We start from the raw sequence: 14,855 nt of genomic DNA on the forward strand, positions 1-14,855 counted from the left end.
CGTGGCGAGATGAGCCCGGACGCCGGGACATGCGCATTGTCGCACTACAGCGCCGCGCGTCTCATGAGACGCGCAAAGGTCGCAGCAGCGCTTAGGAGTGCTGCATGTTTCTGGCCTTTGATCGGAACCGATCAAAGGAAACATGCAGGGGGAGGAGAACAACACCCGATGGCAGATCGCATTATCGTCTACTGGCGCGACATTCCGGCCCAGGTCATCATCAAGAAAGGCCGCACGACGGCGAAGCGCGAGCTGTCGCTGCGCTTCACCGAAGCGATCGACATGTGCGCCATGCGCACCGGTGCAGCTGAAACCGACGACTACCTCGCCGAATGGCGCAAGGCCGATCCGGTGCCGGTCTCCGACGATCTGGAAACGGAAGCCGACAGCGCCGCCGCCGAGCTCGAAGCCGCCTATGACCGCGAACGTCTGGTCGCACTCGTCAAGGCCGGAGGCCGCGACAATGGCTGATGCCAAACCGCCGAGCGAGCAGAAGATCCTGAAGGGCAACGCAGCACCCGGCGCCAAGGCCGCAACCGGCGCGTTCACGCCCTCAGGCGTGTCGCCGAGCCGCCGCTCGCGCCACAAATATACCGTCCGCCTCTGGGCGGTCCGCAACTCCCGCTTCCTCGAATGGTTCTACAACCGATTCGCCGACATGTTCCTGCTGCTTCATCCGCTGTGGAACGCCATCGGCTACGGCCGGGTCGAGCGCCCGGTGACTTTCGTCGAGCGCCACGTGAAGGGCTTCCTGTTCGACTGTCGCATGTGCGGCCAGTGCGCGCTGTCGTCGACGGGCATGTCCTGCCCGATGAACTGTCCGAAACAGCTGCGCAACGGCCCCTGCGGCGGCGTGCGCGCCAACGGCAATTGCGAGGTGGAGCCGGACATGCCCTGCGTCTGGGTGCAGGCCTGGAAGGGATCGCAGAACATGACGAAGGGTGACGCGATCATGAATGTGCAGAAGCCGGTCAACCAGTCGCTGCGCGAAACCTCGTCCTGGCTGCGCGTGACGGCGGAAGCCGCAGCGCGGCGTGATGCGGCATCCAAGGAAGGCAAGGCATGACACCGGATATCAATCCCTTCGACCCCGGCGCGCCGCTCGAGCCCCTGCCCGGCCATTCCTCCCGCGGCCGGCTTGAACGGGTTTTGCGCCGCGGCGAATTCGCCGTCACTGCCGAGCTCAACCCGCCCGACAGTGCCAACCCGCAGGACGTCTACGAGCGCGCCGCGATCTTCGACGGCTGGGTGGACGGCATCAACGCGGTCGACGCGTCTGGCGCCAACTGCCACATGTCGTCGGTCGGCATTTGCGCGCTGCTGACGCGTATGGGCTATGCGCCGATCATGCAGATCGCCTGCCGCGACAAGAACCGCATCGCCATTCAGGGCGACGTGCTCGGCGCGTCTGCCATGGGCGTGCAGAACATCATGTGCCTCACCGGCGACGGCGTGCAGGCCGGCGACCAGCCGGGCGCCAAGCCCGTCTTCGACCTCGATTGCATGTCGCTGCTCGAAACCGTGCGCATCATGCGCGACAACTCCAAGTTCCTCTCGGGCCGCAAGCTGACGACACCGCCGCAGGTGTTCCTCGGCGCTGCGATCAACCCCTTCGCACCGCCCTACGACTTCCGCCCCTATCGCCTCGCCAAGAAGATCGAGGCCGGGGCGCAGTTCGTGCAGAGCCAGTACTGCTTCGACGTACCGATGTTCCGCGAATACATGAAGAAAGTGCGCGACCTCGGCCTGCACGAGAAGTGCTACATCCTCGTCGGCGTCGGGCCGATGGCATCCGCCAAGACCGCCCGCTGGATCCGCTCCAACGTGCCGGGCATCCATATTCCCGACAGCGTGGTTGCACGCCTGGAAGGCGCTCAGGACCAGAAGAAGGAAGGCAAGCAGCTCTGCATCGACATCATCAACGAGGTGAAGGAGATCGAAGGCGTCTCCGGCATCCACGTGATGGCCTACCGCCAGGAAGAATATGTCGCAGAGATCGTGCATGAATCGGGCGTCTTGAAGGGCCGCAAGCCCTGGAAGCGCGAGACACTGCCCGCCGATCAGCTGGTTGCCGAGCGTCTGGAGCAGATCCGCGAAGGCAAGGAAGAGAACCAGCAGCAGATGGCCGAAGCCGCGGCCCATCATACGCATTGAACAGGAAAAGCCGGCACCGGTGACCCCGGTGCTATCATCGACTTCAAGGGCGTGGTTACATAGCGCCCGCCGCCACAGGACAAAGGACCCTGCATGACCCGGACCATCGTCGCTTCCGCCACCCGCGAGATCATCATCGGCTTCGACCAGCCGTTCTGCGTCATCGGCGAACGCATCAACCCGACCGGCCGCAAGAAGCTGGCCGCCGAGATGATCGAGGGTAACTTCGACACGGTCATCAAGGACGCGCTGGAGCAGGTTGCAGCAGGCGCGACCATGCTCGACGTCAACGCCGGCGTCACCGCCGTCAACCCGAACGAGACCGAGCCGCCGCTCTTGGTCAAGACGCTGGAGATCGTCCAGGGCCTCGTCGACGTGCCGCTGTCGATCGACTCGTCCGTCACCGCCGCGATCGAGGCCGCGCTGCGCGTCGCCAAGGGCCGCCCGCTCGTCAATTCGGTCACCGGCGAGGAAGAAAAGCTCGAGGCCATCCTGCCGCTCTGCAAGAAATACGACGTGCCGGTCGTTGCCATCTCCAACGACGAGACCGGCATTTCCGAGGACCCGGACGTGCGCTTTGCCGTTGCCAAGAAGATCGTCGAGCGCGCCGCCGACTACGGCATCAAGCCGCATGACATCGTCGTCGACCCGCTGGTCATGCCGATCGGCGCCATGGGCACGGCCGGCCAGCAGGTCTTCGCACTGCTGCGACGCCTGCGTGAGGAACTGAAGGTCAACACCACCTGCGGCCTCTCCAACATCTCCTTCGGCCTGCCGCACCGCCACGGCATCAATGCCGGCTTCATCCCCATGGTCATCGGCGCTGGCATGACGTCTGCAATCATGAACCCCTGCCGTCCGCAGGAAATGGAAGCCGTGCGCGCCGCCAACGTCTTGAACGGCACCGACCCGAACTGCACTCACTGGATCAAGACCTACCGCGACCACAAGCCGGCCGAAGGCGGCCATGTGGTTGCCGCCGCACCTGCGGCAGCCGCCGGCGGCGGACGTCGCGGTGGCCGCGCGGCCCGCACCGGCGGTGCGGCTGCAAGCGAGTAATTCCTGTTCGACCTGAAGCGCGCGAAGGGAGAAGGACGATGAGAAGCCAGTTGCGCCTCCTTGCCGTCATTCTCCCTTTGGTCGTTATCACCAGATATGTGCTCTTTGAAGATGCGGCGGAGTTTCAGCGGTTTTACGCAGCACTCCGGACCTATGTTGTGCCGGTGATCGGCGCAACCGCTGTCGTGCTTGGAGCAATAATGATCGCAACGGTCACAAAGAAGGTCAATTTCGGGCCACAGGAGCGGGTTATCAAGGCCTGCCTCTGGCGCAGTTCGGCTGTGCTCGCAGCGGCCTTTGCCCATGCATTCGCAGTCGTAAAACTTGCCGGGGCGCCGTAGCAACGCACGTCGGTTCATCCATCCGCCAACGCAAAGTGGAGATCACCATGACACGCCGCCTTCGCCTCGATGCCGCAACCCTCTGGTTTGAAGCGCCCTTCGTCATTGCCGTCCGGCTGCAGGAGATGCAGATGGCAGCGCTGACGGGCAAGTCCCACGACGTAACCGAGCTTCACCGCATGATCTCCGAGAAGATCGCCGCCACGGCCGAAAGCGCAATGGCCGTCAATGTCGCGCTCTGGAAAGCTGCCTTTGACAACACCCTGCGGCTGATGACAGGCGGCACGGCGTCGGGCCACGGAACGGCGATTGCGTCGGCAGCGCTCAGACCCTATGGCAAGCGGGTGCGCAGCAACGCCCGGCGGCTGTCGCGCAAGTAGTCCTGCCCTGCCGCCGCACCTCACGACCTAACTGTTTGAAACAGATGCTTGCATGTCGGGATTGGACAACTATCGGGCGGCGTTCCGGTGCAGTCTGAAACCGTTTAGCCGTGCTTCGCTCGCGAGATGAAGCACCTTATCGGTGCTTCACTCCGGAGTTGAAGCGGACCTGACGAAAGACTAGAGCATGCGCATCGAAGGCACTTCCGAGATCGAGACCAACATGACCGAAGCCGCACAAAAGGATCCTCTGGTGCTGTTCATGCCTTCGGGCAAGCGCGGCCGTTTCCCGGTCGGCACTCCGGTTCTCGATGCGGCGCGCAAGCTCGGCGTCTATGTCGAAAGTGTGTGCGGCGGCCGCGCCACCTGCGGGCGCTGTCAGATCGAGGTGCAGGAAGGCAACTTCGCCAAGCACAAGATCGTCTCGTCCAACGACCACATCTCGGAAAAGGGCGCCAAGGAAGATCGCTACGAGAAGATCCGCGGCCTGCCGGATGGCCGCCGTCTCTCCTGCTCCGCCCAGATCCTCGGCGATCTCGTCATCGACGTGCCGCAGGACACCGTCATTAACGCCCAGGTCGTGCGCAAGGCCGCGACCGACCGGGTGATCGAGCGCAACGCCGCCATCCAGCTCTGCTATGTCGAGGTCGACGAGCCCGACATGCACAAGCCGCTCGGCGATCTCGACCGGCTGAAAGTGATGCTGGAAAAGGACTGGGGCTGGAAGGACCTGTTGATCGCGCCGCACCTGATCCCGCAGGTGCAGGGCATCCTGCGCAAAGGCAACTGGGCCGTTACCGCTGCCATCCACCGCGACATGGATTCCTCGCGTCCCTTCATCGTCGGCCTGTGGCCAGGCCTGAAGAACGAAGCCTATGGCGTTGCCTGCGATATCGGCTCGACCACCATTGCCATGCACCTGGTGTCTCTGCTTTCCGGCCGTATCGTCGCGTCTTCGGGCACGTCCAACCCGCAGATCCGTTTCGGCGAAGATCTGATGAGCCGCGTCTCCTACGTGATGATGAACCCGGACGGGCGCGAGGCGATGACCAAGGCCGTGCGCGAGGCCGTCAACGGCCTGATCGGCAAGGTCTGCGCCGAGGGTGAGGTCGACCGCCACGACATTCTCGACATGGTCTACGTCGCCAACCCGATCATGCATCACCTGTTCCTCGGCATCGACCCGACGGAACTCGGCCAGGCACCGTTTGCGCTCGCCGTCTCCGGCGCGCTGCAATACTGGGCGCACGAGCTGGAGATCGACGTCAACCGCGGCGCCAGGCTCTATATGCTGCCCTGCATCGCCGGCCATGTCGGCGCCGATGCCGCCGGCGCCACGCTCTCGGAAGGGCCCTATCGCCAGGACAAGATGATGCTGCTCGTCGATGTCGGCACCAATGCCGAGATCGTGCTCGGCAACAAGGACCGCGTCGTCGCCGCCTCTTCACCGACGGGGCCTGCCTTCGAGGGCGCGGAAATCTCGTCGGGCCAGCGCGCCGCCCCCGGCGCGATCGAGCGCGTTCGCATTAACCCGGAAACGCTGGAGCCGCGCTTCCGCGTGATCGGCGTCGAAAAGTGGTCCGACGAGGATGGCTTTGACGAAGCCGCGGCTAGCGTCGGCGTCACCGGCATCTGTGGCTCGGCGATCATCGAGATCGTTGCCGAGATGTATCTCTCCGGCATCATCTCCGAGGATGGCGTCGTCGATGGCGCAATGGCGGCAAAGAGCCCGCGCATCATCCCGAACGGCCGCACCTTCTCCTATCTGCTGCATGACGGCGAGCCGCGCATCACGGTGACGCAGAACGACATCCGCGCAATCCAGCTCGCCAAGGCCGCCCTTTATGCCGGCATCAAGCTCTTGATGGAAAAGCAGGGCGTCGATCATGTCGACACCATCCGCTTCGCCGGCGCCTTCGGCTCCTTCATCGACCCGAAATACGCGATGGTGCTCGGCCTCATCCCGGACTGCGACCTCGAAGACGTGAAGGCCGTCGGCAACGCCGCCGGCACCGGCGCGCTGATGGCGCTCCTGAACCGCGGCCACCGCCGCGAGATCGAGCAAACCGTCAGCAAAATCGAGAAGATAGAGACGGCGCTTGAATCAAAGTTTCAGGAGCATTTCGTCAACGCCATGGCGATGCCGAACAAGGTGGACGCGTTCCCGAAGCTTTCGACGGTGGTGACCTTGCCGGAGCGCAAGGCGGGCGGCGACGATGGCGAGGGTGGCGGCCGGCGGCGCCGGCGCAGCCGGGAATAGGCCAGCGTTCGGGCGGCACATCGCATCGCTGGCGAGTTGCAATCGGTAAGATTGCACGTCGGGGGAAAGTGGGCTATGACGACCAGCGTCGGCACTTTCGCCGCCTCCAGCATGCGGATTTATAGATCCGCTTCTTCATGCACACCGACATTTCCCGATACTCCACCGCGGACCTGCTGCAGCTCAGCAGGGCTGAGGATTGTGACGACCTCGCCTTCCGGGCACTTTGCGCCGTGTTCAAGCGATGGGATGGCGGCATCGACCTGTCGCTGCTTATTGACCTTATCGATTCTGAGGTCGTCAGCGACCGGCTGCGCGCGTCATACTATCTCTACGAGGTCTCGCCCCGTTTCGACAGCGTCAAGGACGCCGTGCTCAAGCTGGCGGACGATGTGCTGGCGGGCTGCCGCAGAGCCTTCGTCGGCTATCTTGTCAACAGCGGCTGGTACGACGACACGGCCGCCGAGGGCCTGGTGAACTGCCTCCACGACAGCGATCTGGACGTGCGGCTGAAAGCGATCAAATGGGCGATCCTGACGACCGACGAGCGGTTCGAAGACGTGTCCCGGCGCGTGGTGGCCGATTTCGATATGCCCTGCAACAATCCGTGGACGCAACGGTACAAGAAGCGGGGGCTCGCGGCGTTGACGATTGCCCGCCGCGTGCGCAGCGGGGAAAGCGTGGCTGAGGTCAGGACCACCACCCCGGGAGAAGACAGTTTTTCCTTCGAGTATCTGGAGGCGTTTGAAGGTCACTCTCAAAGACGGCGCACGCGCCGGCTCAACCGGCGGAGCCCGCCATCGGCGCCCGAGGCTGGATAGGCTGTTTCAACGCAATTGCGGGAAAACCGTTTCACACGTTTCCCGCAATGCCTCCAAACCCCGGCCCTTGACGGCCGCACCAGACGCCGCCTCCAGCGTGCGGATTTATAGATCCGCTTTTTCATGCACACCGACATTTCCGGATATACCACCGCGGACCTGCTGCAGCTGAGCAGGGCCAAGGATCGCAACGACCTCGCCTACCGCGCACTTTGGGCCGTGTTCAAACGATGGGATGATGGCATCGACCTGTCGCTGCTTATTGACCTTATCGATTCTGAGGTCGTCAGCGACCGGCTGCGCGCGTCATACTATCTCTACGAGGTCTCGCCCCGTTTCGACAGCGTCAAGGACGCCGTGCTCAAGCTGGCGGACGATGTGCTGGCAGGATGCCGCAGAGCCTTCGTCGGCTATCTGATCGATAGCGGCTGGTACGACGACACGGCCGCCGAAGGCCTGGTGCACTGCATCAACGACTTCGATCTTCGCGTCCGGCTGAAAGCGATCGACTGGGCGATTTTCACGACCGACGAGCGGTTCGAAGATCTGTCCCGGCGCGTGGCGGCCGATTTCGATGTTCCCTGCCGCAATCGGTGGCCAGAGCGCTTCAAGAAGCGGGGGGTCGCAGCGTTGACGATTGCCCGTCGTGTGCGCGACGGCGAAAGCGTGGCTGACATCAGCGCCACAACGCCAGGAGAAGACGGCTTTACGTTCGAGCATCTGAGCGTGTTTGAACGGCACTATCGACGGGAGCGCGCGCGCCGCCTTGAAGAGCAGAGCCCGCCTGAGGCCGGTTAGACTGTTTCATTGTCGCTTCGAACCAATGAAACCGCCTATCTCTCTTAAGGAACACAATGGCAGGAAACCGTTTCACGCTTTTCCTGCCATTGCTCCAAACCCCGCCCTCGTCGGGCGCACCAGACGTGGACACACGATATTTCGGCTTGCCTTAATCCCGGCGGCGGGCGAACGTCTGATCGACAGCATTTCTCCTGAACTGGCATCCAAAACCCATGAACAACAAGATCATCGATACCCTGACCGGCATGTACTTCACCGTCGACGATCCGGATGGCACCTATGGCACCGGCCAGGTGATCCGTATGGCCGCCGAAGGCATCTACTTCATCCGTTACGACGGCAACGAGGTGGAGCTGCCGATGGAGCTGGTCTCGATCGGCGAGATGCTGCAGACCACCGAAGAGGACTACAAGCTCTGGCGGTTCTTCGACACGATCGAGGAACGGGACAAGTGGATCGAATGGCTGGACGCGCCTTCGAAACCGCGTGTCGTTTCGCTGGTGAGGCCGACGCCGACCAAGTAGTGGCGGGCCAGAAGCGCGAACGGAGCGGACCTTTGTTGCCCGATTGAAGAGGGCCACGCTGCCGCTCCGACGACGGCCATCGGGGCTCCGAACCCCATGGCCGCCGGCGATTGGGCGTACAGCTCAATAATACGGCGACACGCATTCCTGGCGCGGCCCGTAATAGGGCTGGAAGGTATTGTCGTAGGCGTTGTACGAACGATAGCGGTCGTAGCACCATTGCACGTGGGCGGACGGCGCATTGGAATAGACCCTGCGAGGTGGCTGCGCGATCGCGCCACCGATGACTACACCGGCCCCGAAGGCGGCCAGCGGATACCACCAACCGTCACTGTGGCGACGGTATCCATCGCGCCGGTAACGGTAGCCCTCGTAGCCATTGTAATAGCCGTAGCGTGGGCCTGCATTGTAGCGGTTGCCGCCGTAGCGGTAGCCATCGTATCCGCGCTTGTGCGGCGGGCCGCCGTAGTGACCTGGCTTGTGGTGGACCAGTTCGACCGGTTGGGTGGCTGACTGCCCCACCGAAACGGGCGACATGGGCACGGCCTGCGCCGAGACCGCCGACAGTGCCGTAACCGCGGCTACGAGGACTGCACCTATTCTCTTCATGACTTCATCCAACAGTTAATCGTCGTGGCATTTTCCGGAACTCGCCATGAACGTGGGATGAACGTGCGCGGCGTGGCGCTACATCAGTTCTTAAGACACGGCTAACCATGGCCAGATTTCGGGTCCGCCATCGTCATCGAAATACGACAGCTGCCGTATGTCGCCAAAGTGCTGCCGGCGCTAAGCCAAGGCGCTCGCGCCTGATGCGCGTGGTTTGAACCGAGGACACAACTCATGAAGATCATCATTGCCGCGGCGGCATCGCTCGCTCTTGCGGGCTCCGCCTTCGCTGCCATTTCGCCAGCATCCGCCGAAAAGCATCCCGCAGCCAAAACCGTTGGAGCAGTGGAACTGGCCGGCGGGGTCAACAAGCCCGGAAGCCTCGGGAAAAATGGCAAGATCAATGAGAACCGCCAGAGAGGCAAGGTATCGAAGTACGACGATTGACGGCATTGAGGGCGGCTGGGGCCGCCCTCAATGTATCACGCTGGCTATGGATCCATTGCGTCTGATTTCCTGCCCTGCACAGTGCCGGCCGATCGGCTGCCCGGCCTCGCCCGGCCTTCGCCTCACCCGATCCTCGCCGCGAACGCCCCGAGCAGCCCCGCCCAGCCGCCTTCGGAATCGAGCGAGTTGCGGGCCTCCTCCGCTTTGGCGCCATAGTTCTGGAGGTCGCGATGCTCGAGCCGCACGGTCGTGCCGCCGGCGTCCGCCGGCTCGAACGTCACCTCCACCTCGGTGCGGAAGTCCTCATCGAAGGTCCATTCGGCATTGAGCTGCCAGGCAAAGAGGATGCGCCTCGGCGGCTCGTAGGCGAGCACCCGCCCCCAGTCCTTCTCCTCGCCCGACATGCCGATTTCATACCAGCGCCCGCCGGCCCGAGGCTCGACGACGACAGTCTTCTGCCCGCTCGTGGTCAGGCTATGGGTCTTCAGCCACCAGTCGCCCATTCGGGCCGTGAAATTCTCGAAGACGCGCTCCGCTGGGGCGCTGACGGTGACAGATTTCCGCACCGGGGCTGGCACGATCACTTGCATGCGCTGCCTCCCATTGATCGTCACAGGCGATCGTCATAGGTCGCAAGTCCGCGGGTCACACGGTTGTGGCTGACCGCCATCCTCTGAACCAAACATTGGATGTTCATCGATCATCGAGCAGGCGACAAGCTTTTACCAGCAGAACCGATCAAGCCCTTTCCCGCAATTATCAGGCCGATTGGATCGGCGGCACGTGAAGTCGGCCAATCGACGTCAGGCAGAAGCGCTATGCAGACAACAAAAAAGGCCGGGGCGAAACCGCACCGACCTTCCTCATCATCGCTCTTACACCAGTGCCAGTACATCCGTGGTCAAAAGTCTAAAGCGACGCGGCAATTGCGAGCGGCGAGAATTTTCAGCGCTCATAAGCAATACCGATGTCCGGGTATATAGGGGGCGATTGTGTTCGAAACAAGGTCGGAAATGACGAAACCGCCGCGCATTGGATGGAACGCGCGGCGCTTGCGTTGATGGCGGTGGTGACCGGCTTTACTGCGGCGTCAGGTCGAAGCCGAACCACTTTTCGGACAGGCGCTTGATGGTGCCATCGGCCTTGGCAGCGGAAATCGCGTCGTCGAACAGCGCCTTCAGCTCTGGGTCGCTCTTGCGTAGGCCGACGGAGCTGCCGGCGCCGAGGAAGCCGCCCTGGAAGCGGGGGCCGGTGATGACCATGTCGCTGTTGGCGGGCTTTTCGACTGATGTCTTCAGGTAACCCATCGATGCCATGACGAAATCGACGCGGCCGGCGACGAGATCGAGATCGTGCTGCTCGGTCGTCTTGTACTCGCGCACCTCGACGACGCCCTTCAGATATTCGTCGATGAAGCGCGCCGCGATCGAAGCGGTCTGGACGCCGATGATCTTGCCCTCGATCAGCGGCTTCAGCTCGTCGACCGCCTTGCGCGCGCCGGCCTCGTTGGAGGCGAGCGAGAACAGCTCACCCTTCATCGGCAGCGTTTCGAGATCGCCGCCCTTCAGCGTGGCGAAGGCCTGGCCGGTGCTGCCATAGGATATCGAGAAGTCGATGACTTCCTTGCGCTTCTCGGTGGCCGACATGCCGGCCATGATCGCATCGAACTTGCCGGCGTTGAGCGCCGGGATCATGCCATCGAAGGACTGGGCGATGACGGTGCACTCGACCTTCATATGGTCGCAGAGGATCTTGCTGAGCTCGATCTCGTAGCCGTCGAGCGTGCCGTCCGCCTTGGTCAGGTTATAGGGCGGAAAGGCGCCTTCGGTGGCGATCGTCACCTTCGTCCACTTCTTGTCCTCGGCCTGCGCCGGCATGGACATCAGCCCCGCGGCAACGGCAAGCGCCGACGCCATGATTGCGGTCGTCTTCTTCATTACAGCATTCCCCTTTTGTGGATGTTGATTGGTCGTTCTCTTGCGATTGCCCGGCCGCAGCCGGCGCAATCAACTCTTGATGAACTGGCGGAACCGCTCGGACTTCGAATGGGTGAAGACCTCATGCGGCGGTCCCTCCTCCTCGATGGTGCCCTTGTGCACGAACACGACGCGGCTGGAGACGTCGCGGGCGAAGCCCATCTCGTGGGTCACCACCAGCATGGTGCGCCCCTCCTCGGCGAGCCCGCGCATGACGCGCAGCACTTCGCCGACGAGCTCCGGGTCAAGCGCCGAGGTCGGCTCGTCGAAGAGCATCGCCTTCGGGCGCATCGCCAGCGCACGGGCGATTGCGGCGCGCTGCTGCTGGCCGCCGGAGAGATGCGAGGGATAGTGGTTGCGCTTGTCGGCAATGCCGACCTTCGCAAGCAGCGCCTCCGCCTCCTCGATCGCTTCCGCCCGCGGGCGCTTCAGCACATGCACCGGCGCCTCGATGACGTTTTCGAGAACGGTCTTGTGGGACCAGAGATTGAAGCTCTGGAACACCATGCCGAGTTCGGAGCGGATGCGGTCCACCTGCTTCTGATCGGCCGGGCGGCTGCGCCCATCGCTGGACGTCTTGAGCCGGATCGCCTCGCCGGCAACCTCGATCATGCCCGAATTCGGCACCTCCAGCATGTTGATGCAGCGAAGCAGCGTCGACTTGCCGGAGCCGGAGGATCCGAGGATGGAAATCACCTCACCCTCGCGCGCATCGAGCGACACGCCCTTCAGCACCTCGATCGGGCCGAAGCTCTTGTGAAGGTCGTGCACGCGGATCGCGACCGGCGTGGTAACGGCGGCAGACATGTTCAATGGGTTTCTCCCTTGAGTTCGGCCGAGATCGGCAGCGGCGCGCGCAGTTGCGGGTTGAACCTGTGTTCCGCAAACGCAACGAGCCGGGTCAGCGCGAAGTTGATGGCGAGATAGATGACGCCGGCGACGACGAAGACCTCGATCACCCGGTAGCTCTCCGAGATGAGCTTGGCGGCGACGCCGGTGATTTCCATCAGCGTGATGATCGAGGCGAGCGAGGTCGCCTTGACCATGGAGATCATCTCGTTGCCGTAACCGGGCAGCGCCTGGCGCAGCGCCTGCGGCATGACGATGCGGCGGAAGATCATGAAGCGCCCCATGCCGCAGGCCCTTGCGGCCTCCACCTGGCCGTGCGGCACAGAAAGCAGGCCGCCGCGGATGATCTCGCTGGCATAGGCAGCCGTGTTCAGCATCAGCGCCAGCACCGCGCACCAGTAGGGCTCGCGCAGAAGCGGCCAGAAGATGCTGTGACGCACCGCCGGAAACTGGCTGAGGCCGTAATAGATCAGGAAGATCTGCACGAGCAGCGGTGTGCCGCGGAAGAGGAACACGTAAGTGCGAGCAAAGAGATCGAGCGCGAGGATTCCCGAAAGACGGGCGAGCGCCAACCCGAGAGCCAGCACCGAACCGAGCGCGATCGATGTCGCGGCAAGCTCCAGCGTCAGCGGCAGGGCCGCCGCCAGGCTCCAGAAGGTTTCGAGGGCAAACCGGATATCCATCAACCCCTCCTGACGCCGCGCGAGAACCGGCGCTCGGTGACCTGAAGAACGAGGCCCGAGACTGTGGAAATGGCGAGATAGATCATCGCTGCGATGAAGAAGAAGTCGAAGGGACGGCTGGTCGATCCGGCACCGATCTGCGCCTGGCGCAAGAGTTCAACGACACCGGTGACCGAGACCAGTGCGGATTCCTTCAGCACCACCTGCCAGACGTTGCCAAGGCCCGGCAACGCATAACGCAGCGTCAAGGGCGCGGTGATGCGGCGGAACTTGAGCAGCCGCCCCATGCCGCACGCCGTTGCCGCCTCCAGCTCGCCCGGATGCACGGCGCGAAACGCGCCGCGATAGACCTCGGTCTGCTGGGCGCCGGAGGTGATGCCGACGGCAAGCGCACCGGCGATGAAGCCAGGGAAGCTGACGAAGCCCTCCGCACCGAACAATTGGCCGACGGCCGTCACCACGGCGCTGCCGCCGAAATAGAAGAGATAGATGACCAGGAGGTCGGGAATGCCGCGAAGCACGGTGGTATAGGTCTCGGCGCAACGGCGCACGATCGGTCCGCCGGAGATTTTCGCCCAGGCACCGAAGGTGCCGATGACGCCGCCGATCACAAACCCTGCGATCGCGATCAGGATCGTCATCCAGGCGCCGGCGGCAAGCGCCGGGCCCCAGCCGTCCGGCCCGACGCTGATGATGTCAAGGAAACCGGGCTCAGTCATCTCAGCGCCTCCCTTCGCTTGTCGATCGATGACTTAACCATGGTTCACCCCGGGGATCGGCAGTTTCACGTCGCCGACCCCGGGGATCGGCGGATCGACATCGTCAGGAATGGGATTGACGAAGGGCGTGCCCTCCAGCCGTGCCGCGTGGTCCGCCTTGGCAGCAGTGATGAGCGCGGGATCGAGGATCAGCTCCACCGCCGTGCTCGCCATCACCTTGGCCGCATGTTCCATGCCCTTGTGCGCGGCCGGCAGCTTGCCTTGCGCGACCAGCTGCCAGGAATGGCCGGGCGTACCGATCGCGTAGGTCGCGCCGCGCATCTGCACGGTCGGCACCACCCAGCTCACCGTTCCGACATCGGTGGAGCCGACGAGCGTGCCGGCGCCGTTTTCCGGCGGAAAGATCGTATCGCAGAGCGAAACGCCGCGCCGCAGCTTCAGGCCGAAACGCTCGAAGGCAGAGGCGATATCCTCGCCGGTAAAGGTCTCCTGGAACTTTGCCGCCATCCGCCGGTCGTCCTCGTCGAACTCAGGCGGGCCCAAATGCTCGAGCTGGCGGTGCATCAGCGCTTCGAGCGGCGTGTTGCCGATCAGGTTGGCGTCGCCGCTGACGATCTCGTCGGTGACCGTGGTTCCGGTCATCATCGCTGCGCCCTTGGCGACGCTGCGCACCCGTTCGACGAGGTCGAGCAGTTCCGGCAGGCTGCGGGCGCGCACGAGATATCGGGCCTTGGCCCGGGCCTGAACCACATTCGGCGCGTTGCCGCCCGTATCGGTCACCGCATAGTGGATGCGCGCCGACGATGGCATGTGTTCGCGCAGGTAGTTGACCCCGACATTCATCAGTTCGAGCGCATCGAGCGCGCTGCGGCCGAGATGGGGGGCTGCGGATGCATGCGAGGCCCGGCCGCTGAAGCGGAAGTCGAGCTCGTTGCAGGCAAGCGAGATCGGATTGTTAACGCCGGCAAAGGGTGCGGGGTGCCAGGAGATGGCGATATCGACATCGTCGAAGACGCCGGCGCGCACCATGAAACCCTTGGACGAGCCGCCCTCTTCCGCCGGGCAGCCGTAATACCGCACCCGCCCCTTGATGCCCTTGGCAGCGAGGTAATCCTTGACGGCGGTCGCCGCCATCATCGCGCCGGCGCCAAGCAGATTGTGGCCGCAGCCATGTCCGTTGCCGCCTTCGACAAGCGGCCGTTCCTCAGCGACGCCTGCCTCCTGGCTCAGCC

Annotated in this window: 18 protein-coding genes; 11 read left to right on the forward strand and 7 right to left on the reverse strand. The window is 63.6% G+C overall.

Annotated elements, in window-relative coordinates; genetic code table 11:
• Positions 1-168: 168 nt before the first annotated feature.
• The 10 genes from I8N66_RS30700 (at position 169) to I8N66_RS30745 (ending at position 8,340) form a co-directional block, all read left to right on the forward strand.
• On the forward strand, positions 169-471 hold the full coding sequence (locus tag I8N66_RS30700; protein WP_113539304.1) for a virulence factor: 303 nt from the start codon (positions 169-171) through the stop codon (positions 469-471).
• On the forward strand, positions 464-1,066 hold the full coding sequence (locus I8N66_RS30705) for a methylenetetrahydrofolate reductase C-terminal domain-containing protein (protein WP_291162218.1): 603 nt from the start codon (positions 464-466) through the stop codon (positions 1,064-1,066). The genes I8N66_RS30700 and I8N66_RS30705 overlap by 8 nt, the downstream gene beginning before the upstream one ends.
• Positions 1,063-2,154, forward strand: a complete 1,092-nt coding sequence (locus I8N66_RS30710) for a methylenetetrahydrofolate reductase (protein ID WP_113539302.1) — start codon at positions 1,063-1,065, stop codon at positions 2,152-2,154. Before I8N66_RS30705 ends, I8N66_RS30710 begins: the two co-directional genes overlap by 4 nt.
• A 93-nt stretch (positions 2,155-2,247) precedes the next feature.
• Positions 2,248-3,213 (forward strand): methyltetrahydrofolate cobalamin methyltransferase, encoded by a 966-nt coding sequence (locus tag I8N66_RS30715; RefSeq protein WP_291162223.1) that lies wholly within the window; start codon positions 2,248-2,250, stop codon positions 3,211-3,213.
• A gap of 38 nt (positions 3,214-3,251) precedes the next feature.
• A complete protein-coding gene (locus I8N66_RS30720) occupies positions 3,252-3,554 on the forward strand; it encodes a hypothetical protein (protein ID WP_291162226.1) in 303 nt (100 codons plus the stop codon).
• A gap of 47 nt (positions 3,555-3,601) precedes the next feature.
• A complete protein-coding gene (locus I8N66_RS30725; protein ID WP_291162229.1) occupies positions 3,602-3,934 on the forward strand; it encodes a hypothetical protein in 333 nt (110 codons plus the stop codon).
• Positions 3,935-4,121: 187 nt separating this feature from the next.
• Positions 4,122-6,194, forward strand: a complete 2,073-nt coding sequence (locus I8N66_RS30730) for an ASKHA domain-containing protein (protein ID WP_291162233.1) — start codon at positions 4,122-4,124, stop codon at positions 6,192-6,194.
• Between the two features lie 137 nt (positions 6,195-6,331).
• Positions 6,332-7,015, forward strand: a complete 684-nt coding sequence (locus I8N66_RS30735; protein ID WP_291162236.1) for a hypothetical protein — start codon at positions 6,332-6,334, stop codon at positions 7,013-7,015.
• A gap of 123 nt (positions 7,016-7,138) precedes the next feature.
• A complete protein-coding gene (locus I8N66_RS30740; RefSeq protein ID WP_291162239.1) occupies positions 7,139-7,813 on the forward strand; it encodes a hypothetical protein in 675 nt (224 codons plus the stop codon).
• 215 nt (positions 7,814-8,028) lie between these two features.
• Positions 8,029-8,340 (forward strand): hypothetical protein, encoded by a 312-nt coding sequence (locus tag I8N66_RS30745; RefSeq protein ID WP_291162241.1) that lies wholly within the window; start codon positions 8,029-8,031, stop codon positions 8,338-8,340.
• Positions 8,341-8,463: 123 nt separating this feature from the next.
• Here the strand turns inward: I8N66_RS30745 and I8N66_RS30750 are convergent, their stop codons facing one another.
• Positions 8,464-8,949: a BA14K family protein gene (locus I8N66_RS30750; RefSeq protein WP_291162243.1), complete on the reverse strand. Its 486-nt coding sequence runs from the start codon at positions 8,947-8,949 to the stop codon at positions 8,464-8,466.
• A gap of 234 nt (positions 8,950-9,183) precedes the next feature.
• Between I8N66_RS30750 and I8N66_RS30755 the strand changes: the two genes are divergently transcribed.
• A complete protein-coding gene (locus tag I8N66_RS30755) occupies positions 9,184-9,396 on the forward strand; it encodes a hypothetical protein (protein WP_291162246.1) in 213 nt (70 codons plus the stop codon).
• Between the two features lie 122 nt (positions 9,397-9,518).
• Here the strand turns inward: I8N66_RS30755 and I8N66_RS30760 are convergent, their stop codons facing one another.
• From I8N66_RS30760 to I8N66_RS30785, 6 genes are all read right to left on the reverse strand, one after another.
• On the reverse strand, positions 9,519-9,986 hold the full coding sequence (locus tag I8N66_RS30760) for an SRPBCC family protein (RefSeq protein WP_291162249.1): 468 nt from the start codon (positions 9,984-9,986) through the stop codon (positions 9,519-9,521).
• A gap of 489 nt (positions 9,987-10,475) precedes the next feature.
• Complete coding sequence (locus tag I8N66_RS30765; RefSeq protein ID WP_291162252.1) at positions 10,476-11,333, reverse strand: transporter substrate-binding domain-containing protein; 858 nt, start codon at positions 11,331-11,333, stop codon at positions 10,476-10,478.
• Between the two features lie 69 nt (positions 11,334-11,402).
• On the reverse strand, positions 11,403-12,179 hold the full coding sequence (locus tag I8N66_RS30770) for an ATP-binding cassette domain-containing protein (protein WP_291162264.1): 777 nt from the start codon (positions 12,177-12,179) through the stop codon (positions 11,403-11,405).
• A 2-nt stretch (positions 12,180-12,181) separates the two neighbouring features.
• Entirely contained in the window at positions 12,182-12,904 is a 723-nt protein-coding gene (locus tag I8N66_RS30775) for an ABC transporter permease (protein ID WP_291162255.1), read from the reverse strand.
• Positions 12,904-13,623, reverse strand: a complete 720-nt coding sequence (locus I8N66_RS30780) for an ABC transporter permease subunit (protein ID WP_291162258.1) — start codon at positions 13,621-13,623, stop codon at positions 12,904-12,906. The genes I8N66_RS30775 and I8N66_RS30780 overlap by 1 nt, the downstream gene beginning before the upstream one ends.
• 33 nt (positions 13,624-13,656) lie before the next feature.
• On the reverse strand, positions 13,657-14,855 hold a 1,199-nt coding region (locus I8N66_RS30785), incomplete at its 5' end, for an amidohydrolase (RefSeq protein ID WP_291162261.1).

Source organism: Ensifer sp. SSB1 (assembly GCF_016652895.1).
In the GTDB taxonomy this organism is placed as follows: domain Bacteria; phylum Pseudomonadota; class Alphaproteobacteria; order Rhizobiales; family Rhizobiaceae; genus Ensifer.

Coding starts and splice junctions, on each gene's coding strand:
- I8N66_RS30700 (WP_113539304.1), top strand. CDS start 169: ATGGCAGATCGCATTATCGTCTACTGGCGCGACATTCCGGCCCAGGTC.
- I8N66_RS30720 (WP_291162226.1), top strand. CDS start 3,252: ATGAGAAGCCAGTTGCGCCTCCTTGCCGTCATTCTCCCTTTGGTCGTT.
- I8N66_RS30765 (WP_291162252.1), bottom strand. CDS start 11,333: ATGAAGAAGACGACCGCAATCATGGCGTCGGCGCTTGCCGTTGCCGCG.
- I8N66_RS30780 (WP_291162258.1), bottom strand. CDS start 13,623: ATGACTGAGCCCGGTTTCCTTGACATCATCAGCGTCGGGCCGGACGGC.
- I8N66_RS30760 (WP_291162249.1), bottom strand. CDS start 9,986: ATGCAAGTGATCGTGCCAGCCCCGGTGCGGAAATCTGTCACCGTCAGC.
- I8N66_RS30770 (WP_291162264.1), bottom strand. CDS start 12,179: ATGTCTGCCGCCGTTACCACGCCGGTCGCGATCCGCGTGCACGACCTT.
- I8N66_RS30705 (WP_291162218.1), top strand. CDS start 464: ATGGCTGATGCCAAACCGCCGAGCGAGCAGAAGATCCTGAAGGGCAAC.
- I8N66_RS30725 (WP_291162229.1), top strand. CDS start 3,602: ATGACACGCCGCCTTCGCCTCGATGCCGCAACCCTCTGGTTTGAAGCG.
- I8N66_RS30745 (WP_291162241.1), top strand. CDS start 8,029: ATGAACAACAAGATCATCGATACCCTGACCGGCATGTACTTCACCGTC.
- I8N66_RS30755 (WP_291162246.1), top strand. CDS start 9,184: ATGAAGATCATCATTGCCGCGGCGGCATCGCTCGCTCTTGCGGGCTCC.
- I8N66_RS30740 (WP_291162239.1), top strand. CDS start 7,139: ATGCACACCGACATTTCCGGATATACCACCGCGGACCTGCTGCAGCTG.
- I8N66_RS30750 (WP_291162243.1), bottom strand. CDS start 8,949: ATGAAGAGAATAGGTGCAGTCCTCGTAGCCGCGGTTACGGCACTGTCG.
- I8N66_RS30735 (WP_291162236.1), top strand. CDS start 6,332: ATGCACACCGACATTTCCCGATACTCCACCGCGGACCTGCTGCAGCTC.
- I8N66_RS30730 (WP_291162233.1), top strand. CDS start 4,122: ATGCGCATCGAAGGCACTTCCGAGATCGAGACCAACATGACCGAAGCC.
- I8N66_RS30715 (WP_291162223.1), top strand. CDS start 2,248: ATGACCCGGACCATCGTCGCTTCCGCCACCCGCGAGATCATCATCGGC.
- I8N66_RS30775 (WP_291162255.1), bottom strand. CDS start 12,904: ATGGATATCCGGTTTGCCCTCGAAACCTTCTGGAGCCTGGCGGCGGCC.
- I8N66_RS30710 (WP_113539302.1), top strand. CDS start 1,063: ATGACACCGGATATCAATCCCTTCGACCCCGGCGCGCCGCTCGAGCCC.